This is a genomic window from Paenibacillus baekrokdamisoli (assembly GCF_003945345.1).
Classification (GTDB): Bacteria; Bacillota; Bacilli; order Paenibacillales; family Paenibacillaceae; genus Paenibacillus_Z; species Paenibacillus_Z baekrokdamisoli.
The window spans coordinates 196,294-219,367 of record NZ_AP019308.1 but is presented as its reverse complement, the minus strand read 5'-3'; the positions used below and the strand labels follow the sequence as shown (position 1 = coordinate 219,367).

Annotated in this window: 22 protein-coding genes; 9 read left to right on the top strand and 13 right to left on the bottom strand. The window is 42.2% G+C overall.

All coding sequences use genetic code 11. The annotated features are described in order from the left end of the window. Positions 1–75: 75 nt before the first annotated feature. The 5 genes from EKN16_RS00885 to EKN16_RS00865 all read right to left on the bottom strand — a co-directional run bounded on the left by EKN16_RS00885 (position 76) and on the right by EKN16_RS00865 (position 5,318). Positions 76–1,263, bottom strand: coding sequence for a trans-sulfuration enzyme family protein (locus EKN16_RS00885; RefSeq protein WP_125653278.1), 1,188 nt, complete (start codon positions 1,261–1,263; stop codon positions 76–78). A 46-nt stretch (positions 1,264–1,309) separates the two neighbouring features. Beyond that, positions 1,310–2,146: a carbohydrate ABC transporter permease gene (locus EKN16_RS00880; protein ID WP_197719118.1), complete on the bottom strand. Its 837-nt coding sequence runs from the start codon at positions 2,144–2,146 to the stop codon at positions 1,310–1,312. Then, positions 2,146–3,036 carry a carbohydrate ABC transporter permease gene (locus EKN16_RS00875; RefSeq protein ID WP_197719117.1) on the bottom strand — a complete coding sequence of 297 codons (891 nt, stop codon included), beginning with the start codon at positions 3,034–3,036 and terminating at the stop codon, positions 2,146–2,148. The genes EKN16_RS00880 and EKN16_RS00875 overlap by 1 nt, the downstream gene beginning before the upstream one ends. Positions 3,037–3,115: 79 nt before the next feature. After that, complete coding sequence (locus EKN16_RS00870) at positions 3,116–4,468, bottom strand: ABC transporter substrate-binding protein (RefSeq protein WP_125653276.1); 1,353 nt, start codon at positions 4,466–4,468, stop codon at positions 3,116–3,118. 145 nt (positions 4,469–4,613) lie between these two features. Continuing rightward, positions 4,614–5,318 (bottom strand): FadR/GntR family transcriptional regulator, encoded by a 705-nt coding sequence (locus EKN16_RS00865; protein WP_164522623.1) that lies wholly within the window; start codon positions 5,316–5,318, stop codon positions 4,614–4,616. Positions 5,319–5,560: 242 nt separating this feature from the next. Between EKN16_RS00865 and EKN16_RS00860 the strand changes: the two genes are divergently transcribed. Further along, positions 5,561–6,556 carry a glycoside hydrolase family protein gene (locus EKN16_RS00860; RefSeq protein ID WP_125653274.1) on the top strand — a complete coding sequence of 332 codons (996 nt, stop codon included), beginning with the start codon at positions 5,561–5,563 and terminating at the stop codon, positions 6,554–6,556. 323 nt (positions 6,557–6,879) lie between these two features. Here the strand turns inward: EKN16_RS00860 and EKN16_RS00855 are convergent, their stop codons facing one another. The 3 genes from EKN16_RS00855 to EKN16_RS00845 all read right to left on the bottom strand — a co-directional run bounded on the left by EKN16_RS00855 (position 6,880) and on the right by EKN16_RS00845 (position 10,362). Then, entirely contained in the window at positions 6,880–7,395 is a 516-nt protein-coding gene (locus EKN16_RS00855) for an acyl-CoA thioesterase (RefSeq protein ID WP_125653273.1), read from the bottom strand. Between the two features lie 348 nt (positions 7,396–7,743). Continuing rightward, positions 7,744–9,150 (bottom strand): sensor histidine kinase, encoded by a 1,407-nt coding sequence (locus tag EKN16_RS00850; protein WP_164522622.1) that lies wholly within the window; start codon positions 9,148–9,150, stop codon positions 7,744–7,746. An 18-nt stretch (positions 9,151–9,168) separates the two neighbouring features. Further along, positions 9,169–10,362, bottom strand: coding sequence for a beta-ketoacyl synthase N-terminal-like domain-containing protein (locus EKN16_RS00845; RefSeq protein ID WP_125653271.1), 1,194 nt, complete (start codon positions 10,360–10,362; stop codon positions 9,169–9,171). 187 nt (positions 10,363–10,549) lie between these two features. Here EKN16_RS00845 and EKN16_RS00840 point away from each other — a divergent pair, with 187 nt between their 5' ends. The 6 genes from EKN16_RS00840 to EKN16_RS00815 all read left to right on the top strand — a co-directional run bounded on the left by EKN16_RS00840 (position 10,550) and on the right by EKN16_RS00815 (position 15,552). After that, on the top strand, positions 10,550–11,188 hold the full coding sequence (locus tag EKN16_RS00840; protein WP_125653270.1) for a bifunctional transcriptional activator/DNA repair enzyme AdaA: 639 nt from the start codon (positions 10,550–10,552) through the stop codon (positions 11,186–11,188). Positions 11,189–11,191: 3 nt separating this feature from the next. Further along, positions 11,192–11,737, top strand: a complete 546-nt coding sequence (locus EKN16_RS00835; RefSeq protein ID WP_125653269.1) for a methylated-DNA--[protein]-cysteine S-methyltransferase — start codon at positions 11,192–11,194, stop codon at positions 11,735–11,737. Further along, positions 11,730–12,443 carry a 2OG-Fe(II) oxygenase gene (locus tag EKN16_RS00830; protein WP_125653268.1) on the top strand — a complete coding sequence of 238 codons (714 nt, stop codon included), beginning with the start codon at positions 11,730–11,732 and terminating at the stop codon, positions 12,441–12,443. The genes EKN16_RS00835 and EKN16_RS00830 overlap by 8 nt, the downstream gene beginning before the upstream one ends. A 334-nt stretch (positions 12,444–12,777) precedes the next feature. Then, the gene (locus EKN16_RS00825; RefSeq protein WP_221226649.1) at positions 12,778–13,851 is read left to right on the top strand and encodes an aminoglycoside phosphotransferase family protein; all 1,074 of its coding nucleotides are present in this window, start codon (positions 12,778–12,780) and stop codon (positions 13,849–13,851) included. 12 nt (positions 13,852–13,863) lie between these two features. Further along, entirely contained in the window at positions 13,864–14,766 is a 903-nt protein-coding gene (locus EKN16_RS00820; RefSeq protein ID WP_331852363.1) for a phosphotransferase, read from the top strand. 78 nt (positions 14,767–14,844) lie between these two features. Further along, positions 14,845–15,552: a DUF4386 domain-containing protein gene (locus tag EKN16_RS00815; protein WP_125653267.1), complete on the top strand. Its 708-nt coding sequence runs from the start codon at positions 14,845–14,847 to the stop codon at positions 15,550–15,552. Here EKN16_RS00815 and EKN16_RS00810 read toward each other — a convergent pair. After that, on the bottom strand, positions 15,533–16,117 hold the full coding sequence (locus tag EKN16_RS00810; protein WP_125653266.1) for a Crp/Fnr family transcriptional regulator: 585 nt from the start codon (positions 16,115–16,117) through the stop codon (positions 15,533–15,535). The genes EKN16_RS00815 and EKN16_RS00810 overlap by 20 nt on opposite strands. 154 nt (positions 16,118–16,271) lie before the next feature. Further along, on the bottom strand, positions 16,272–16,817 hold the full coding sequence (locus EKN16_RS00805) for a pyridoxamine 5'-phosphate oxidase family protein (protein ID WP_125653265.1): 546 nt from the start codon (positions 16,815–16,817) through the stop codon (positions 16,272–16,274). Between the two features lie 228 nt (positions 16,818–17,045). Here EKN16_RS00805 and pdxR point away from each other — a divergent pair, with 228 nt between their 5' ends. Continuing rightward, entirely contained in the window at positions 17,046–18,476 is a 1,431-nt protein-coding gene (pdxR, locus tag EKN16_RS00800; RefSeq protein WP_125653264.1) for a MocR-like pyridoxine biosynthesis transcription factor PdxR, read from the top strand. 119 nt (positions 18,477–18,595) lie between these two features. On the opposite strand, the gene EKN16_RS00795 is transcribed toward pdxR, so the two are convergent. Beyond that, positions 18,596–19,126, bottom strand: a complete 531-nt coding sequence (locus EKN16_RS00795) for a GNAT family N-acetyltransferase (RefSeq protein ID WP_125653263.1) — start codon at positions 19,124–19,126, stop codon at positions 18,596–18,598. Between the two features lie 234 nt (positions 19,127–19,360). Between EKN16_RS00795 and EKN16_RS00790 the strand changes: the two genes are divergently transcribed. Then, positions 19,361–20,452, top strand: a complete 1,092-nt coding sequence (locus EKN16_RS00790; RefSeq protein ID WP_125653262.1) for a catalase — start codon at positions 19,361–19,363, stop codon at positions 20,450–20,452. A gap of 31 nt (positions 20,453–20,483) precedes the next feature. On the opposite strand, the gene EKN16_RS31980 is transcribed toward EKN16_RS00790, so the two are convergent. Continuing rightward, a complete protein-coding gene (locus EKN16_RS31980; RefSeq protein WP_164522621.1) occupies positions 20,484–20,681 on the bottom strand; it encodes a hypothetical protein in 198 nt (65 codons plus the stop codon). A 564-nt stretch (positions 20,682–21,245) separates the two neighbouring features. Beyond that, the gene (locus tag EKN16_RS00785; RefSeq protein ID WP_232016633.1) at positions 21,246–23,042 is read right to left on the bottom strand and encodes a cache domain-containing sensor histidine kinase; all 1,797 of its coding nucleotides are present in this window, start codon (positions 23,040–23,042) and stop codon (positions 21,246–21,248) included. Positions 23,043–23,074 lie beyond the last annotated feature (32 nt).

The following is a 23,074-nucleotide window of genomic DNA, read 5'->3' as shown; positions in this document are numbered from 1 at the left end:
TAAAGAAGCTCAAGCATTATTGCTGCTTGAGCTTGAGCTTTATTAGAAACTGCAGAATTCAGGGCAAATGTAGACTTAAAAATCCAGCGCTTCAATCATGTCTTCCATCAAATCTTCAATATCCTCAAGTCCAACGGATAATCTAATTGTTCGCTCCAGCCTGGTTTCATGCTCAGTTCGGGATGTCTGATAGGGATTAATACCCAATCCCGGGGAATAGACTAAGCTTTCGAAGCCTCCCCAGCTCACGCCGATTTTAAATATTTGAAGCCTGTTCATCATCCTTGCCACTACAGCAGCACCGCCATTCAATTCAAAGCTGAACAGCCCCGTATTACCACTAAACTGTCCCGCCGCCAGCTCATGCTGCTCATGCTGCTCTAGTAAAGGGAAATTCACTCTCATTACTTTAGGGTGACTGCTTAGCATAACAGCAATCCGCTTCGCCGACTCGGCATGCTGCTTCATGCGAAGTCCGAATGTCTTCAGTCCCCTTGTCAGCAGCCATGCTTCGAGCGGAGCCAGTGTAGCCCCGAGTAAGACCACTTCGCTTTTCGCTATTCCATCGATTATCTCTTGCGAAGCAATCACTACCCCAGCTGTCACATCGCTATGGCCGCATAAATATTTGGAAGCGGAATGGATGACGATATCGAAACCCCATTCAATCGGTCGCAGCGTGGCTGGTGTTGCACAGGTATTATCCATAATTGTTAGCAATTCATACTCCTTGGCAATTTGAACAACTGCCGGAATATCGAACACATCCATAAAAAAAGTAGACAAGCCTTCGCAAAACAGCATTTTCGTATTCGGTTTAATCGCTGCGCGCACTTGGTCTAATTGTCTGAAATCAACGAAGTCAACCGTAATTCCGAACTTAGTCAAATATGACTGGAGCATCTGGTATGTACCATTATATATTGGATAACTGCAAACAACATGATCGCCTTGGCGCAAGCAATGAAGCAGCGTGGAGGAAATTGCCGCCATTCCAGATGCGAATAACTTCGCCGCCTCTCCCTTTTCCAGTGCCGCTAGTTTCTTCTCCGCGATTTGTTGGGTGGGATTAGATACCCTTGAGTAATAATAAGCCTCATCCTGCCATTGCGATCTTTGGAATGATTCATACGAATCAAAGGCAAATACCGTATTTATAAAAACAGGCGGAACGACCGCACCATGAAATGTTTCATCCCCGTAATGGGCAAGCATCGTCTGCATACCCGCATCCTTGATTTCCTTCCCTTGAAGCTTGCTCATCTTGTTCACTCCACCCTCAACTTTATCTAATTAAACGCATCTGGCATTAACCTTTAACCGCTCCATCCGTCAACCCTTCAACAACAAATCGCTGTACGATGGCGAACATAATTAAGGAAGGAATAAGCGCCATAACAGCACCAGCAGTCATTACTCCCCAATTGACATCATAATTTTGCACAAACATGGATAGACCCACAGGAATGGTCTTAGACTCATCACTGCTTATAAACATGATTGCACAGAGCAACTCGTTCCAAGCCCCGATAAAAGCAAATACGAAGGTTGCTACGATACCCGGAAGCATAATCGGCAGCACCACCCGGAAGAGGGATCCCATCTTACTGCAGCCGTCGATTAATGCAGCTTCCTCCAAGTCAACCGGTATTCGGTCGAAGAAGCTGCGCATCAGAATAAGGCAGAACGGAATGTTGCCAACAATATAAATCATCACTAGGCCGCCCAAACTATTCATCAAGCCGATCTTGCTGAATAATATAACGGTCGGAATCATAACCATCACACCGGGTATCATTTGCGTCAGAAGCAATCCATACACAGCCATTGACTTCCCTTTGAAAGTATAACGAGCCAAAGCGTAACCGCCGAGAATCGCGAAGCAGGTCGTAAACAATCCAGTTCCGAGTGAAACAAGGACACTGTTCTTCAGAAAGACATCAAAATTGGAGGATGACCATAATACTCTGTAATTATCTAATGTAAAATGCTTCGGCCAATACTGAATTTTTGTCGTCAAGATATCCAGACGCGGCTTAAGGGACGTAATAAACAGCCAGTAAAAAGGCAGCAGCACCATAAGTAAATAACCAATCAAGACAAACACACGGACAGTTGTAACAAAGGCGCGTTGGGTTCTAATCATCAGAAATTACCCGCCTTCTCAAATTTAGTCGCTTTCATGAACAAGAAGCAGAATAGGATCAGCAGCGCCATGAAAAACAGACCAATTGCCGATGCTTGACCATAATCCAAAGTAGAATAAGCCTTCATGAACATATAAGATGAAAGAATATTGGAGGAGTTAGCTGGTCCGCCAGCCGTCATAATATAAATAAGATCAGCTGCGGAAAACACCCATATGGTCCGAAGCAGCAAAGTCAGCACGATCGTCTGCTTAATATAGCTGAACGTAATATGCCAGAATTTAGACCACATCCCCGCACCATCGATATCGGCGGCTTCATATAAATCCTCCGGTATGGACTGCATTGCTGCAAGCAGCATAATCGCGAAGAAAGGAATCCCATACCAAGTCATTGTCAAAATAACGGTGAACAAAGCTAACTTTGGATCAGACAAAAAGTAAATTTTGTCCTCGATGATGCCCCATTTGAGCAGCAAATCGTTAACTGGACCGTATTCCGCATTTAACAGCCAGCGAAAGGTCAAACCTACTACGAATGAGGATACCGCCCAAGGGAGAAACACGATGGCTTGGTAAAAGTTCCGTCCCGGGAATGGACGCCGAAGTGCCAATGCAAGAATAAATCCAAAAATAAACTGCCCACCTACAGTAAGTACAACCCAGACAAAAGAATTGCGGAGAACCATACCGAAATTGCTATCTTGGAATACCGCTTTAAAGTTATCTACGCCTATAAAGGCAATATCATTCGGAGCCGTCAGTTTATAACTTTGAAAGGCATATAAGAAAGAACTCAACAAGGGATAGATTAAGAAAATAAACAATAATACAAAGCTTGGAGCCAATAAAAAATAAGGTTCTTTCAATTTAAGCCGATTCATTTTCATTAGAGGAATCCTCCTGGCCGTTCATGAGTGTAAGCAGCAGGGAAAATCTCTTTCCCCTGCCACTCTTCCTGTTGGACAATTATTTCATTTGCGGTTTGATTACATGAGGCACTGGTACATCTGGGTTTTCCTTCATATACTTCTGCTGGGCTTTCGTCAAGAAGTCACCCAAGATTTTCAACGTCTGTTCAGCCGACTGTTTGTTCAGCAAGTACTTTTGTACTTCAGCATCCATGAAGCTTTCACGGAATTCACCAAGCTCTGGGAAATTACCCAAATCGGCAACTAGGTAGCTGTCCGGATCATCCAATGTATCGATAAAGCCTTGCATAGGTCCTTGCGCGCTTTCCTTGTCATCATTTTTAAAGATAGGAATCATCGTCAACGCATTCGAATACTTCAAGTTGTTTTCCGGTGTAGACAGAAACTCGATAAACTTCCAAGAAGCATCCTTGTGCTTGGAATCAGCCGAGACGCTGTACCCCCAAGTTGCTGAGGCACCGATATAACGTTTACCGTCTGCGCCTTTTGGATAAGGAATAACCGTCCAGCTATCGTCAGCCATCGACGCTTTTGCAGTCGCAATAACTTCCGTCGTTTGGTTCAAAATTCCGGTAACACCGGAAGTAAAGCCCTGCACCATCTCTTGATAGCCCCAGTTGATCGAGTCCTTCGGAGCCATGCCTTTCTTGTAAATATCTGTAAATCGAACAAATGCTTGGAGCGCTTCCGGTCTTAATAACACGGAAGTACCATCCTTTTCATAGGACTCACCGCCTGTAACGGCTGTAATATAGGCGAAGATTTGGTCGAAGCCTGCACGTGAGCCGCGATAAGCCCAGCCATAGCGATTCTTGGATGGGTCGGTCAGCTTCTCTGATGCAGTAAACAATTCATCCCAAGTCTTCGGAAGCGGCAGGTTGGCTTCCTTGAACCAGTCTTTGCGGACGAATAAAGCACTCGACATCAAAGCATCAGGCATGTAATAAATGTCTTTGTATACTTTGCGCTGCTGCTCTTCCATCGTGATGCCACTTACAAAGCTCGTCAATTTCTCCTTGTTAGGCCAAGCATCATATTTCGTTGATAGCGGTTCCAAGTAGCCTGCAGGAACAAAAGTATTTAACCAAGCAGGATACATGTTCACGACATCGGGCATCGTTTTGCTTGCTCCCTGCATCGCCAGTTTCTTGAAGGCCTGGTCCCAAGGAACCGTTTCCATCTTCACTTTGATCGTAGGGTTCGCTTGCTCGAATGCGGCTATAATTTCATTAAAATACTTTGTTCGATCTGGGGAAGGAGAAACATCAACAAAGCTGATCTCCTCTTTTTCAACATTCGTCCCCTGATCATTTCCTTTGTTGGACGATGAACAAGCGCTGGTAACGAGCATCAAGCTAACAAGAACCCCTAGTGAAGCTTTTTTATACATGCGGTAATCCCCCTCAAAAGTTTTTGGTTTTTGATTAAGGCTAGCAAACTAAGGATTTTTCACTCACCTCCTCAAATGAAGTCAAATTCATTTGATACTCGATGTTGATTGTTGGATAGTTGTCTTACCAATTATCTTGGAGAAACTATCCTCCTATTTTCTTAAGATCATCACGCATAATTTCAAAGTGCTTGCTGATGAGCTTCTTCGCCGTCTTGACATCGCCATCTCTCATTGCTTCGTAAATGAGACGGTGCAGCGGTTCAGTATCCCTTCCAAACACATGCACATCCAATGCATCGATGACGCGGTCCGCCCATAACGAATCCATTTCCTTGATCGATTGAAAGAGAGTAAGCATTAATCGATTCTCTGATCCTTCATACAGCGTCAGGTGGAACATATAATCCTCTTGGCGGGGAATACCACCCTTACTTATTTTGCGATCGTATTCATCTACGATTTCTCCCAGCTTATCCAGATAGAAGCTTTGACCATGGTTGATGATTTGTTCAATCGCATGTTTCTCCATCATCTCACGCATATCTATCATTTCGAGTATGGCCTTCTTCTCCAATGAAACCTTTAGTGTGAAGTTAGCCATCTCAGCCAATATCGTTTTCTCAGCACGCAGATACATGCCGCTGCCCGGTTTAATCTCGATTACACCGTAGCTTTCTAGTTTTTTCATTGCTTCACGGAAAGAAGGGCGGCTGATTTGAAATTGTTCACAAAAAAATCGCTCCGTAGGCAGCCGATCACCTTGGCTGTACCCCTTCTGCTCTATAAATTTAAGCACTTCCTCCGTTATGGATTCGTGCAGCTTTTGTCTCTTTAATGACTTCAGCATATTCATCTCTCCAGACGAAAATTTGTAATTTGTCAGACCAATTAATCGAATTGTACTTCCTTATGGAACCGCTGTCAATAGTGGACTTTGCATACTTTTAGAATTCTGAAAGGAGCGGTGACTTCCCGAAGTGCCAAAAAAATTAAGGTCTTGAAATTTTCCAAAACAACCTTTATCATGATAGCCATTGTGTCCTATGCACATTCAGCGGCACTCAAAAATTAGCGAAAGGTGTGATGGTTTTGGGTAAAAAGTATTCAGATGGTAGACCAGAAACACATTTAACCATACCCGCTGAGGAATATGGCATTGTATTAAGACATGGCAGTGCGGAACTCGATGGTTACGGGATTAGAGAACCCCTTGTCTTCGAGTGTGACGGCACATATCTCATGCATTATGATGCCTCTGACGAAAAAACCGGCTGGAGAAATTATCTCGCAACCAGTAAAGATTTAATTCATTGGGATAAAAAGGGTGTCATTCTTGATTTGGGAGCAGCGGGCGAAGACGATTCCAGCTGCGCTGTATATGGCGTAACTTACCTTGAAGACGGTGTTTGGCATATGTTTTATATCGGCTCAGATTACCATCGCGAGCATCCCTATGATATACCGGATTTCCCGTATGTCACGATGAAAGCAAAGTCCGATTCGCCTTACGGCCCATGGATCAAACAGGATATTATTCCTTTCAGAATGAAAGAAAATACGTATTACAGCACCACTGCAAGCTCAGGCGCAATCGTTAAAGACGGAGACGAATATCTGCAATTTTTTAGTGCATCCGTATTAGACTCAGACAACATCACAAAACGCACCCTTGGTGTTGCTCGCACAAAGGATTTGGATGGAGAATGGGCAATAGATCCAGAGCCGCTGTTCCCCCTTGAGGAACAGATCGAGAACAGTACGGTATTCTACGAGGAAGAAACCGAAACATGGTTTTTATTCACTAATCATGTCGGGATAAACGAGATCAAAGAATATACCGATGCTATTTGGGTTTATTGGACAAAGGATATTCAGAACTGGGATGTAAATAACAAAGCACTCGTATTCGATGGCAGTATGTCTACTTGGTCAAAATCTGTCATTGGCGCACCTAGCGTATTTCGTCAAGGCAATAAACTAGCCCTTTACTACGATGGTGTAGAAGGTGCTGGATTTGACCATTTTCACCGTCATATCGGTCTGGCTTGGATTAATTTGCCGATACAGTTACCAGATAAACAGTAATTACTACGGCTCAACACTAGAATAAGTGCTTGATAAAATTCGAAGAATTGTGCGTAGAAGCCCGCTGCGCTGACGGATCATTCTTACGATCGCTGTTGTCTCCCTATTTCTTGATTCTATTCCTTAAGGGTAGAAATCCGGAGACAAAGGCGAACGCTATCGCTTCTTCAGAACGATTCCGTCCGCTTCGCTAGGTTACTCGTGATAGCAAGAACTGATTATGTTTAAAGCCATTATTACGCCGTATTTATTCATATATTTATGCTTTAAACCCCCTGGCTTATTGTTCAGAGCAATTAAACAGGGGGACTTTATAGTTTGGCTTACTCCCATGGATATTTCGTTACCAGGTAATCGGCGAATTTCTTGCTTTCCTCTCTGCGATGTTTTCTCATCTCGGTCCGATGCTCCGCGGTTTCGAATAATTTTCTCTCTTCTTCTGTCTCTGGAACAATCTGGGGGATAGGGATCGGTTTATTATGTTCGTTCAATGCGACGAAGGTAAGAAAGGAAGTTGCAGCGATTTTCCTTTCCCCGCTTCTCAAGTCTTCTCGGATTACTTTCACGAATACCTCCATGGAGCTTTTGCCAGTCCATGTTACGAAGGATTCTAGCGAAACAGAATCAATGGGCCTGATTGGATATAGGAAATCCACGGAATCTGTAGAAGCGGTAACAGCTGTTACACGACATAGCTTGGAAGCAGATATAGATGCGATATCATCCATATCTGACATTAGTTTACCCCCAAATAAGGTGTCATGATTGTTCACATCCGTCGGAAAAACCCTCGATATTTTGAAACAACGGGTTTCTTTCGTAAATTTCATTTCCTGCATGACTCACTCCGCTTTCTTGCAATAGACATTATAACCCTTCTATTTTCTCCGCATTGTGATTCCGATATACAGGATCCTTTCTCATCACCCTGTTCTCTGTTATCCATTGGATCCCGCTTAGTAAAAAGGGCTCTAGTATCAGTGCTTGCCATCACGAAGTACCTAGCGAAGCGGACGGAATCGTTCTGAAGAAGCGTTAGCGTTCGCCTTTGTCTCCTTATTTCCACCCCTAAGGGATAGAATCAAGAAATAGGGAGACAACAGCGATCGTAAGAATGATCCGTCCGCGCAGCGGGCTTCTACGCACCATGCTTCAAATTTATCAAGCACTTTTTTCAGTGTTGAGCCTTAAATAGAAGACATAATAATGGACTCATAATATATGGAGGGTATGGTAACTTTTATTTCCGTTCCTTTACCACTGCTCTTTAATATTTCGATATTTCCACCATGAGAATGTACAATTCGCTGGCAAATGGATAAACCCAACCCCATGCCAGCCTCTTTTGTTGAATGGAATGGCGTGAAAATTTGCCCCCATTTCTCCTCGGGTATTCCTGAACCAGTGTCCGTAAAAATAATGTTGATGTCATTGTTATTTCTATTCGTTCTGATTTTAATTATTTTTTGACCTTTACCCTCCATGGCTTCCATGCTGTTATTAATTAAATTTATAAAGACCTGCCTCATTTTATCTTTATCTATTTTCACTATACTTTCTTTTCCTTCTTTCAAATAAATCGATACATTTGCTTCTTTCGCACGAATAGAAGTGAGCTGAATCGATTCTCTTACAATCTCTAACAAATCGGTTTCTTCTGTATTAATTTTTCCGCTGTTTATGAATTCATTGTAGTGATCTATGATGCTGTTCATATGGGTGCCAGCTATTTGTATGTGAGCAACCATCCCTCTTGTCTTTACATCCAACCCCTCTTTACTTACCAACATTTCTGAATACCCTCTCATTATCGTTAAAGGGTTTCTTATTTCATGAATAAGCCCGAAAGTGCTTATTTCAATTTGTTTCTCTCGTTCTATTCTCTTCCATATTTTATTTGTTTCTTTTATCATTTTCATACTCATTTTAATAAAGATAAAGAAAATGAAAATAGAGAAGATCATTACCGCCAATTGACTTGAATAAATAAATGTACCTGCCTTTAAATTCAATACACCAACGACATAGGTTAGAAGAAACGTTAGACTAAACGCTGTCAGAAATAATCTCACATACCTATCATTTACTTTTCTGCTCGCCATGAGAGTTAATATAATACTAACAATCAATAGTTTGATATGGTTTGCGAATAATGGGCCCCATGCACCATAGATGGGATAGAAGAGAATGACGTTAACGCTTCCAAAACCTACGATTTTATGAAGACCCAAGAGACCAAGGTCTGTCCAATTGATAATATAAACGAATAGTGACCATGCATAATAAACACCGATTGTGTATTTATTGATAATCCATTTCAGCCAATTGTTTTCTTCTTTCGACAGATACTTCAGCGCCATATAGCCTACATATAAAAAAGCAGGAGGAAGCATGATCGAACCGATTCGGAAAAATTTAAACAGAAAAAATATCGTTTCTTCATTGAAGACATCGATGCTGTATAGCACACTCACATCGAACTGCCATAAACTCATAAAAATCATAAAAACAAGCATCGCATTTGTTAGCTGTATTCTAAACATCATCTTACTGGCTATTCCTAAAAGCAGCGGCACTAAGGACATTGCTGCCATGAGTATGAAACTCATACCTCAACCTTCTCTCGAAACGACTATAGTATTATTATTTCCACCAAAGCCATGAGAAGTAACGGCTACATGTCGGATGTCACAGTATCTTGTTTCTTTAACTATGTTAACATGTTCATAGCCTTTAAAATCGCTAAGTATGGTTCCAGGTATATAATTATCTCTTATACTTAACAAGGAAGAGATAACCTGCACCACCCCCGATGTTGCGAAAGAATGACCGATCATGCCTTTTATGGAAGTAATCGGCGTGTGATGACCTAATTTTTTAATATGATTTGCAGATTCGTTGGAGTCTTGAATATCAAGCCCTAACGCCAAACTGTTTGTAAACGAGATTTCTTTATTTCCAACTGCTTCCTCGAACGTTTTGTATAGTCTTTCGCCCTTGTTATCCATTCTATGTATGTTTACACCGTCATTGTTTGCAGCGGCCCCAGTAATATAGCCATGTATTCTTTTATTCTCTTTCTTCGCTTGCTGCTCTGCTTCTAATACGACAACAGCAGCTCCCTCTGAAATAACAAACGTATTACATTTTTTTGAGAAAGGGTTACCGGTTTCTCCTATCTGGGCATTGAATTTGAGTGCTTTTTGTTTAGCAAAGCTTGCTATCGCTGAATCACATAATGGTGTTTCGGCAGCGCCGACAAGGCATAGATCAACAGTGCCATTCTCTATTAATGTTTTTCCTAGGAATAAGGCATCCGTCCCCGATGAACAACCATTGGTCAGTGTAAATACAAGATTACCATCCCCCAGGCCAAAATAATTGGCTACCCCTGAAGAAAGACTATGGATGTTGGTCATTCCCGCATGAAACGGACTTATTTTCCTGTATTGGTTGTTCCTATATAAAAAAGAGCCCCGTTCTATTTCAGGAAGACTTGAGGTAGAGGTACCCATAATAACAGCTATTCTGGCATTTTGATAGTTAAATATACCCATTTGCATCGCTTCTTTTGCCGCCGCAATTCCAAGCAGGGCTGCTCTTGGATATCCCCGTAATTCTTTTTCCTTTTCTTCCTCCAGTTCTTCATCAATGATTCCACAAACCAGACTTTCTTTGCCCGGTCCCAGTCCATTTACAATCGAATGTGTGCAGATTCCATTTTTCAAAATCTGATCTAGTTGGATACTATTGTTAATTCTAGGAAGTTTTACGCCAAAGCCTGTAATGACTGATTTATGCTTCAAACTGAAGACCCCCTCTAGACAATTTATACCTGTATTTTATTGTAATATTTTTTCGTCAAATTCCAACCTCTTTTTACAATAAAATTAGTCTTTGTCAGCTGCTCCTATTTCGTTATCTTGCTGTTACATTCGTAAATGCGTACTTACCTACATCGTCAAGGGTATAATGTTATTGGAGGTGAATCACATGACGAAGCAAAAAGAACAAGCACCCGATCACGTCTTTCATATAGTTGATGATAGGAATGACATTCCAAATCAGGAGTCACTGACTGACGAAAAGTGGCGCGCCATCCTCGACAACGACCCAACCTATGACGGTCAATTCTATTATGCGGTTAAGACCACGGGCATTTTTTGCCGACCGTCCTGCAAATCCAGACCGCCCAAATTAGCAAACATAGGCTTATTCAAAACAGCCGAGCAAGCATTGGCCGCAAAGTATCGTCCATGTAAACGCTGCAAACCGACCGGTCAGCGCTTACCCGACGACGAATGGGTGACCTTGGTCACAGAATACATCGACAAGAACTATATGGGGACGTTAACCTTGAATATCCTCGCGGATATCTGTCATGGCAGCCCCTATCATTTACATCGAACCTTCAAGAAGGTTAAAGGCATTACTCCAGTGGAATATATACAGCTGCAGCGGATTGCTAGAGCCAAGGAACAGCTCCTTGCCTCGGATAAAGCGATTAGCGAGGTGGGTTTAAGTGTCGGCATGCCAAACACGCCGTATTTTATCACCCTCTTCAAGAAGAAGACAGGATATACGCCAGCTTTTTACCGCCAGATTCACAACGAAACGATTAGGGAGGAATAACAAATGGAAAACAAGACGAATTCACTTTATTGGACCTTATTAACGCATGCTGACTGGAACATTCACATAGCGTCTACGTCTAAGGGGCTTTGTTATGTAGGGTCTCACAATCAACCTTTCTCGGAGTTAACCGATTGGGCTCAAGCTCGGTTTCCAGACCCTATATGGATTCGAGATGATGAGAAACTGAAGCCCTATACAGAGGAACTAACAGAATATTTACAGCATACTCGTGAAATCTTCACACTACCGTTCGATATTCATGGAACGCCTTTTCAAGAGGCCGTATGGCAGGCGCTCTGTGACATACCGTATGGACAAACCAAATCCTATTCAGACATTGCTAATCTGATCCACAAACCAGCTGCGGTTCGCGCTGTTGGCACCGCGATTGGCGCGAACCCTATTCTAATCACAATACCTTGTCATCGTGTAATTGGGAAAAATGGGGCACTTACCGGCTATCGCGGTGGCATCGATATGAAAACGAATCTATTACAACTGGAGCGTAGTGGCTCACTCATTGCTGGAGGTTCTTCTGATGCCTGATCATCTCGCTAAACGCATTGCAGAGCTGGATTGGACTTCTCTACAGCAGTCTTTAGACAAGCATGGATACGCAAAAATTCCCTCTTTGTTGGATAACAAGGATTGCGAGAAAATCATCCATACCTATACTCTAGAAAATTGCTTCCGAAGTAAAATCGACATGGCCAGATACCGGTTCGGAATTGGGGAGTACAAATATTATGATGCTCCTCTGCCGGATCTTCTGCAGCAGCTGCGCGATGGCTTGTATCCAGAGCTCGCAGCAGCAGCGAATCGGTGGCTTGAACAGCTCAGTCGTGATGCTGTTTATCCAGACAACTTGGCGGGATTTCTGAATGAATGTCATCGACATGGGCAGTTACGCTCTACTCCGTTGATATTGAAATACGAAGCTGGAGGTTACAACTGTTTGCATCAGGATTTGTATGGCGATGTTTTCTTTCCGTTTCAGGCTGTATTTGCCTTGAATCAAAGAGAGCATGATTATACAGGGGGAGAATTTCTATTGGTCGAGCAGCGCCCACGAGCACAGAGCAGAGGCCAAGTGATCACGCTTGAGCAAGGAGAGGGACTTATTTTCCCAACTAATAACCGTCCCGTACTAGGAACGCGCGGCTACTATAAGACCACGATTCGGCACGGGGTCAGCACAATAACATCAGGAACAAGGTACAGTTTAGGTATAATTTTTCATGATGCCAAGTAAAGGACTGTCAAACCGACATGAGGTGCGGCTCTTGATGAATGATGCCGATACCGAGCCTCTGAGCTGTTCTCGTATCGGGGATTTCAACTTCCACTCCTTTATACCGAATGAATCCTTCTTCCTTCCGATAGACCCCTGTCAACCACCTTCTCTGCCCCTTTCAACCGACGTTCTCGTGATTGATTTGAAAGCGCGATTCGTTACTAATTTGTATTTCGAGGGAGACGGATACGATTGGTAATGGAAAAACATCTGCAAAAAAGTAGAAAAACTTATGATCGGGCTTTAGTTTTAATTGATCTCGTGGCGTTAGACCATACATATTTCCCCCTCAATGAATAACCTAGCAAATAGCTCTACTCTCGTTATCCTTCTTTCTCCCATCTTGAATGAAGCGAGGTTATCCGTGGCAAATTCCTATACAAAAACTCGAATTCGCAAAATTACCCGCCTCTTCGGCCTGATCCCGTTGAGTTCAGACTCGATCGCGTCCTTTTACCGAAAAAACGCCATCGTCCAGATACAAACGGAAAGTGGAACCTATGCTCTTAAGCCTTTTATTCGGAATTTGTTCCTCCGCTCGAGTACAATTCATCAAATAAAAACAACTGCAGACTATATACAACTCTTGATGAATAGCGGCTTCAGCTACATGCCTAAATGGCTCACGAGCAATTCCGGAACGTTATGGACTTTAAACCAAGGAAGGCCCTTCTATATAACCGCATGGATAAAAGGTAGGAATTTGGAAAACCAAGAAGATTTTGAAAAGCTGGGCCGTGCCCTCGCCACCCTGCATACAACATCCAGTCGTTTCCTTCACACTAAAGGGCCTTTCACTCTTAAACAAATCCGATTTTGGCAAATCCAAGACCGTCTCTTTCGTAGACGAATGGCAAAAGCAATCCAAACGAATGAACGGAACCGCGGATGGTACAAAAAGTACGGAAAATCTTGTAAACGACTTTCGGATCGGGCCTGGACCGACTTAAGGAACCCGGAGATTGTAGACCTCTTGGAGAAGGAATTGTTCCGTCCCGCATTGATACACAACGATATTACTTCACCTAATGTCATTATTTCTGATGACGGCCAGCTTTTCATCATCGATTGGGACCACATTAAGATCGGCTCCGTCTATGTTGATGTAGCAAAGGCCCTCATGAACACGACTCAATTTAATCCCGATTTCATACAATCGTTGTTAAAAGGGTACGAAGAACTCTATCCTTTAGACAGGACCGAGCGCAAATTGATTTCTTCCTTGTATGGATTGCCTCGGGAGGCTTGGCAGGCCACTCGGTTCCCTAATCGCCCTAGAAGTCGTGAAATGCTAGACATTATGGAACAAACATGGCTTCTCCGATTGAAAGCAATGGATCTATTAGATGAATGGACGAATCAATAAGGGGAAGTGAGTATGGGGATGTCCATTAGGTCAAGGGTAGAACAAAGGTATGGAATAAAAATCAGAGAAACCCATCAAATACAAGATGTTTACAGGATTCGGACCACTGACGCGATCTACTGTTTAAAAAGTTACGTCTTCCCGGAAGAGGAGGTCCGTTTTATTACCCGAATCTTATCCTGCTTGGATGAATACGGATTTACCCGTAGTCAAAAGGTTTATCCTACGTTGGAGCAATCCGCCTACATGACTCATGATGGCATTTCGTACACGTTAACGAATTGGGTAGATGGACAGAGACCGGGCTTTACAAGGAAGATGGACTTAAAGAATGGGATTCGAACTTTGGCCAAGTTCCATTCCATTGCTGAAGGATTTCCTACTGCCGAAGCTCCGGTTGCAAGAATCCAATATTCGGGACTGAACCATGAAGTTTCGGAATATAAACAACTGCTCAGCCAACACAAAAATTTAGGACATTTAGCAGCGCTTTGTGAGGAAGTGCTGGATTATTTGCATCAGCCAAAAGTCTTAGAGGCCATCGATACAGAACACAAGGCTTCCGCATTTGTACATGGCGATTACAATTATCCTAATCTGATTAAAGACAAACGCCAAAAATTACATTTGATCGATTTTGATAACAGTTCTCTCCACACAAGAATGAAGGATTTGTCCCATATTCTTCATCGAAATTTTGTTTGGAATGGAACGGAGATGCTTCGTTGGATCGACTATTATCAGAGATACCGACAATTAAGTTCTTCTGATATAAACCTCCTGCATGCGCTTCTATCTGCTCCTTACCATGTAGTCCGAAACATTAGAATCGGTGGTATTCGTTTGGCCAAACGGGTTATTCCGACATTAGCGCATATGAACAAATATCAACGTGAGCTTAGGGCGTTATTGTAATCTTGATTTAAGTCAATGACCAGTCATACTCCTCCTATTTAAAATGAAAATAAAGCATATCATATAGGAGGCTATCTTATGACTATCTCAGTAAAAGAACTATCCAATCAGCGAAAATCTGCTTTAACTGCTGGCATTTCACTTATCATCATGACACTTGCCTCATTTTTTTCCTATGGCTTTGTCCATGGAAACCTTGTTGTGCAAGGCGATGCCAGCGCCACATTCAACAACATCGTATCCTCAACTAACCTTTTCAAGAGTGAAATCTTTGGTTGGGTCATCATCATGATTACTGACATTCTGGTCGCCTGGGCTTTTTATGTGTTTCTAGAGCCAATTAATAAAAGCCTTTCATTGCTCGGTGCATGGCTCCGTCTTACCTATTCGACCATATTGGGAATTGGCATACTGAACTTGATAGTTGTGCTGCTTCTCTCGAGACATACAAATGATTTATCCTCATTTAAAATCGAACAAACTCAATCACTTATGATGCTATTTCTTGAAGCATTCGAATCTATTTGGTCTATTGGTTTGATCGTTTTTGGTGGGCATCTGTTGATTGTGGGCTATGTGGCTTTACAATCAGACAGCATTCCTAAAATTATCAGCATTTTATTGTTGCTTGCTTCAATAGGCTATATTGTCATTCATCTAAGCAAAACGTTTCTTTCACAATATGATGGGCTAATTGCAATACTTAATCTTGTATTTATTATGCCAATGATTGTAGGAGAACTAGGCTTTGGGATATGGCTGCTGCTCAGAGGAGGAAAGGTTTGATCCGCTTCTTGATTCTACTTAATGACTCTGGAGTAATACCAAGATAACTCGCCAATTGATGTTGGGGTACACGATTGACTAGATGAGGTCTTTTTCGTAATAGCGCTTTGTAGCGTTCTTCAGGTGCAGAAGCGATAAATGAAGTCCATTCATCTTGTACCTCGCCCAGGTTTTCTTCTACCATCTTGCGTATCATGGTTTCCAATTGTGAGTGTTTGTGAAACATGTCCTTTTCGGCATCAAGATCACCAACAACCAATATACAGTCTTCTAGACATGTTAAGGTGTACGCAGATGGCTTATTTTGTTGATGACGATTGAAAATCGAGACCGCTTGCTCTTCTGTGTAGAAATTGGATGTGACTTCTTTTCCCGTTTCATCTATCGAGTGCTGCCTTACACATCCCTCCAACACGAAATAACATTTTGTGGGGACATCCCCTTGTCTAAGGAGCACTGTTCCCTTTTTATATTCCTCAATAAGGATTTCTTCAGCGATAGCCTGTTGTTCCTCATCGTTAAGAGATGTAAATATAGTCATATACTTGAACAATATGCTTTTCATTTTTCTCTCCTTTCATCTCGTACTTTAAGTTATTATAGTTAGTCTCATCATATCTGAATAGAGCGCGAAATTGGGTCTTTCTTAAAAAATGCCCTAAAACTATATTACATAGTCATAGGGCATTCGCTCTAAATTTTGAAGCGATTAGAAAGCATTAAATACTTCCGACATTCATGCCCGTTCTATACATTTTTTCTGCTTCAATAGGACTTTCTTTTGCCGTCATATGGTGCGGAATTACCCGGCAAACTTGAACCGGCCCACCAAATACAGCCGACCTATACTTGTCCACATGCTGTTTGGGCAAGGGACGGTTATAATAGCCAGGTACATATTTATTGATCATTTCCTGAAGTACATGAGTGGCTTCGTCCAAATCTGTGATCGGCTCTGCTTGTCCAAATATCATTACGCTCATATAAGCCGTATCCGTTTTGGCAGGTACCGGATCCGTGATGGTTCCGTATTCCTCACATACCGTAAAACATACCTCTGGATTATCACTCATGACCTGATTACGTCTTCCATCTCCAGCTCCGTGAAAATAGAGCTTTCCTTCAGTCCATACATAATTAAGCGGTACAACATAGGGCAGGTTCCCATCAACCAACCCAAGATACCCAATTCTCGCTTGGTGAAGAAAACTTTCAATTTTCTCTTGATCCTGGCATTCCCTGATCTTGTAACGAACCGAATCCATTTCACAATCTCTCCTTTCACTCATAAGATATTCATCCATCCCACTCCAATTGTCTTAATCTTAACTCCGATACTCTTCTAGAGTGCGACAACGACCATGTTGCAAATACCAGCGTTATTACGGTAGTATATCAGTGAATGGAGTGTGTATAAACATCCAAACATCACGGTTATAAGCAATCCATAATTAATATTTTATGGTTGGAGCTTCTATTTGGAGGTATGTACGATGATGAAAGTAATTCGTAATGATAACAGACCGATCTGGCAGCAATTGCTTGATCAAGCGATTCATAATATTACAAGCGGAATCTGGCCCCCAGGAGAATTGCTGCTTCCTTCCCGCGAACTCGCTCACCTGGTAGGTGTCTCTCGCTCAACTATACAGATCGTCTATGAGGAATTGCTAAGTCGAGGCTATACGGTTACATCTCGCCGAGGAGGAACGCGAGTTAGTAAATGGAATCCAGTCACTGGGTCAACGAAGGAAATAATAACATATGGCCCCATTCCCCCCTCAATTCCCTTGTTGAACTCGGCGGTCGATCACTTACATGACTGGTTCAGAGGCAAAGAGAATCGGGAAGTGGATATTGATTTTAGTCCCCATGAACCCTATTTGGATGGCCAATTTCAGAAGAACTGGCGACAATCGTTTCTCCATGCATCCGCTGCAATGGATTTATCAAGCTGGGCTTACGGTAATCCCTATGGCTTCACCCCTTTACGCGAGCAAATTCAGCGTTATTTATCACTTGAACGAGGCATCCATATCCAAACTAATCAGATTCTGTTGACCTCAGGAGCTCAGCATAGCATTGACTTAATCGCACAATCGCTTTTATCTGATGGGGACACTGTCTCTGTAGAAGATCCCGGTTTTCCAGCTGCCTGGATGGCGATGAAATATCGGCGTATGAATGTGGTGCCCGTTCCCGTTGATGAGTATGGTCTTGTGGTTGAGCGTATTCACCCGCAATCCAAACTGATCTTTGTGACCCCTTCGCACCAGTGCGCAGTCGGGGTCGTTATGTCGGAGCCGCGCAGGCAACAATTGCTACATAAGGCCGCTCAAGAACAATTTTGGATCATTGAGGACGATTATGATAGTGAATTTCGATATCGTGGGGAGCCACTTCCAACACTGATTAGCCAGGCATCTAATAATACCTTGTACCTCATGAGTTTTTCTAAAATGATTGCTCCAGGTATTCGTATTTCGGCTATCGTTGGATCTGTAGAGGCAATTGCTCAACTAGCCAGGGTACAGGAGCTGACTTACCGTCATCTTCCGATTATGGATCAGCTAACACTAACCCACTTCATCAAGAATGGGCATTTTATGCGCCATATGAGAAGAGTCAGAAATGTGTACCGACGAAGACACGAAGCCATGACAAAGGCTATTATGGCTAGCGGTTTAGGAGAGCGTTTCACACTAAGTGGAGTAGAAACGGGATTGCATATGTTACTTGAAGCTGAAGAGTCATATGACGAAGAAACCGTGACAAAGTTAGCCCTTCAAAAGGGAATACGTGTATACCCTCTTGGACCTTATTGTTTGGAAAGCAAACGAAAGGGATGGGTGTTGGGGTTTGCAAAAGTAGATGAAGCATCGATTGAGCAGGGGATTCATCGTCTTGCGGAGTTGATCTTATAGGGTCAAATAAAGCCACTCCGAACAATGGAGTGGCTTCTTTGAACAGACTTCTCTTTATTAAACTCTAGTGTCCCGTAATGCCTTGTGATACGGTTTCCCCACGCTGTCTGTAACGTTAATCAATCCGATATTAATTTTGAATAGATTTTGAGATCGTTAAACTTTCCGTCTACTCTTTCATATTGTCTTAGTGTTCCTTCAAACGTAAAGTTTAGCTTTTGTAAAAGTTTTATCGAATTCACGTTTTCGGGTTCAACTTTTGCTTCGATTCGATTCATCTTTAAAGATGAGAACGCGTAATCTAACAAAGAATAGATAGCTTCTGAAGCATATCCTCTCCCCCAAAATGATTTAGCAATATCATATCCAATTTCTGCTTTTGCATTTTCAAAATCCAAGGAATTATAACCACAGGAACCTATGATTTCTTTGGTTTCTATTTTAATTATGGAGAAACGGATAGCCTTTCTGTCTTGAGAAAGGTCATCAAGAAGAGTAATCATTTCTTTTGCTTGATTTTCATTAGTTAAACAACTAACATTCATAAATTTGGTAACATCTGGATCAGACCAAATTTTAAACAAACTAGACGAATCCGATACCTTCATTTTTCTCAAATGTAAACGTTCTGTGTGTAACTCTGTAATCAATACTTTTACCTCCATTATATTTTAATAGTTAGGTTGAAAATATTGACATCTGCGCATAGTTCAGTCCCTTCATTTTTGAAGATAGTTTCATTATATAAGAGGTTATAGGCTTTATCTACGCTTAATCCCCCAATAGCCTATTTATCAATGCACGCTGTATCATATTCGCATAGTAGCTCTTCATACAATTTGATATATCCAAACAATTCACATGCGGGCATGGGAGGTTGAAAGATGAACGAGAACAATGGAACTCGCCCTAACAAATGGTCCGGAGATACTCCGGCTGCTTTTCATTCGCAGACTGTGGGTGAACGAGGCCCTGTTACGGATCATGGTGTGTTCGATCTTGTCTGTAACCATATCCCCGTGTTCTCCGTCCGAGACGCCATCCGCTTTCCCGAGTTTATCAATGCCTTACTGCCATCGCCCGTCAACAACCTCATCGATCCGGAACGGTTTTGGAGCTTCGTCGCCCGAGCACCGGAATCCACAAGCTTTCTCGTCCGGCTCTACTCCGACGCGGGCACTGTCAAGAGTCTTCGACACATCCCGGGGCACAGCGTCAATACTTACGTCTGGAAAAACGCGCAAGGTGTCCGCACTTTCGTGAAATATCATTGGATGCCTCTTGCGGGTGTGCAGTATATTGACCGTCAAGAAGCAGCCCGGCTCGCTTGCGAGAATCCGGATTATGCCGGCAAGGACTTATTCGATACGCTGAACGCGGGCAAAACGTTTGAATATGGGCTTTACGTGCAGTTGATGAACCCCCAAGACGAGTCCTTTCTCCCTTATGATCCGTTGGATAGTACAAAGGTATGGAATGAGCGGCAATATCCCTTGCTCCCGGTAGGGAGATTGATATTAAATAGAAATCCAGATAATTATATAGAGCAAGTAGAGAAGTTGGCTTTCTCTCCTTCCAACCTGCTGGAAGGCGCAGAGTTATCGGACGATAAGATACTGCAGGGGCGTGCAAATCTTTATTGGGATTCGCAGCGACGGCGGCTTGGTCCGGATTTCCGTAAGATTCCGATTAATCATCAGCAGAACTGGACGCCCGATTCCCTTGTGACCAGCGGCAGCGGGAGATTCGTGGAAGGACGCCTCGTGCGGTCCGACGTTCCCAAGCAAGACGACTTCGCGCAAGCCGGTCAGTATTATGGTGCTCTTACCACATTGCAACAAGAACACTTGGTAGATAATCTGGCCGTCGATCTTGCCGGCATATCCCCCGAGATGCAAAACATCGTGCTCGGCTACCTGTACCAGGCGTCCTCCGAGCTTGGGGAACGTGTCGCCCGAAAGATCCAAACTTCATAAGGAATCACATTGAGCAAAAACTTGCCGTTACTTATGGTACGGTTCCCCGCACTTCGCTTACTGACATAGCAGATTTCATATAATAATCGTCTCCTGTAAACCAGAAGACGATATTCTTAATACTTTTTCTGTCTGCTTCCATATGGACTTCCTTAATTAAAGCCCGTAGTAAGGCACGTTTTTCTTCATTGGTCGCTCCTTCAAACATATCATCAAAATTAGTCAGCACCTCAATAATAAGTTCCCTATTGATTCACGAACGAGCCAACTCTAATTTTTGCTATATAGTCATAAAAAAGTATTAGAGAATACGCCTAAATAATTGACGATTTCACCCAAAACATTAGAGTCAGCTTCAAATTAGAGTTTTTTGAAAGCGAAAGGCTAACATTAACTCTAATATTGGGCGATCAAATTAGGGAACATTCCGTAAAGAAACCCTAGCCGTTGAAGGTAGGGTTTCCAGACAACTTGCCTACCGAAGCCTAAATTAAACACTTCAAGTTGATGTGGGAGTACTTGCAGTTTTAGAACAATACCCTCCCGCACCTTCGCTTCATCATCAATAACACATACCTTCATCCTTTACCCCTCTCTCCCTAGCTAGCTTTAATACTTTAATTCTTATAGGAATAGCTAGTTATATGAAATGATAGTACTATTTCTTTTAAGCTGTCAATTTTATATCTGGTTCTAGGATATGATTTGCGTTAGTGTTGAGAACAGCGCGCACATCTGGTTAGCTCAGTATTCAGCGGAATCACTTAAGACTTCACTTCTAGAATCTGTAAAATCACATCCCCTTATGCGGAATTCGTATTTCTACCGTTGTCCCTATTCCCACTGTGCTTGTATAAGTTAAACCATAAGGGCTTCCGAAATATTGCTTCAGTCTTTCATTGACATTATTAATCCCGAATCCATGCAGGTCATCTGTTTCTTCATCTGGTTGACTAGGCTCAAGGATTTGTTTAATCTGTTGCTCCGTCATGCCAACTCCATCATCCTCGATATACAAAACAATGTGATCCATTTCCAGCTTGCCACTTATCCTAATCGTACCGGTGCTCCCGGATTTTTTATAAATACCATGCATAATGGAATTCTCAACGAGTGGATGCAGCGTGATTTTTGGAATTTTATACTGTTGAATGCTGCTTACATCCAATTCCAGCTGCACGCAATTTTCAAACCGGTAATTCTGAATTTGGAGATAGGTTTGAATGTGCATAACCTCATCCTGAATCGTGACTATATCTGCCCCTTTTCTTAGACTAAGCTTATAGAATCTCGATAAGGAGAAAATCAAGGATTCAATATCAGGACAATCATATTTGATCGCCATCCAATTGATTAAATCAAGCGTATTGTAAAGAAAGTGCGGATTGATCTGAGCCTGTAATGTCTTGAACTCTGCTTGAACCAATTTCAGCTCTGCTTCCTTAACCTCCTGCCCGCTCTTGTATTGTTCCTCGTTCAATTCACTTATTTTTTTAATCATAAAATTAAAGTTTAGTGCCAGCTCGCCAATTTCATCTCTGCTCTTCTTCGGAATGGTCACGGATAAATCACCTTTCTGAACCTGTCGCATTTTATCAACTAGATTATAGATTCGTTTGGTGCTTGAAGCTGAAATGAAATAAGCCAGCAGGTAGGCAGCTGCCCCCATTACAACTAATAAAACGATCAAATAATTTCTTTGTTGATTGCTTGAAGCAAGAATTTCTTTTAAAGGAATGACCGAAACAAGCCGTAAATCCGTCTTTTCTATATTTTTATAACCGACAAAGGCGACTTCATTGTTAATCTTGGTTTTCTGCCATTGCGCTTCCTGCACAGTATTGTAATATGCCTGAGGGACTTTCCAGTTTGCTGTTATTCCCAAGGATGCACTGGACTGAATGATACCATCACTGTTTTCGATGTAGACGATCCCTGTTTCCGTTAGTTCGGCAGCCTTTTTAAGCATCTTCTGAATATCGCTTTGCAGGATATCAATGCTCAAAACCCCGATATCTTTAGTATAATCCTCTGGTTTTTTTACTAGACGTAAAGCGGATAAAACCTTTTCTTCAATCGTTAGGCCGGAAGTAGCAATCGTTACAGATTTCGTTTGTTGCCAGAGAATATTGACAGACTTATTGTTTAAAGCCTCATACCACGGCTTATTATACGCTTCATTTAGGCTGAAAAAGTTTTGATTTTCACCGGAATATATAAGGTTATCAGGGATAAATAGCCGAATACGGAAGTTATCTGCGTTTCGCTGTAAATAGGAAAAAAATCGATTCAAATAGGTAAAATCGTATATCTGATTGGGGATCTCTTTATCGGGCAATATCATGTTATTGAAGGCTCGAGTAGCCTCGCTATCTAGTATAATTAAATCAGACATATTCATAGCACCATTCACTTTGGATGAAAACGAAAAGACAACTTGATCGAACGATTGTTTGACAGAAAACATCGTATTTTTCTGGATTGTCTGAGCTATTTGGTTATAGGCTATCAAGGAAAAAATCAGCAGCGGTATGATGATTAATACAAAGTATGTTAAAAACAACTTCTTTTTAATTTTCAGATCTAGCATATACTGCAAAATTTTATTCTTCAGGTTAACTA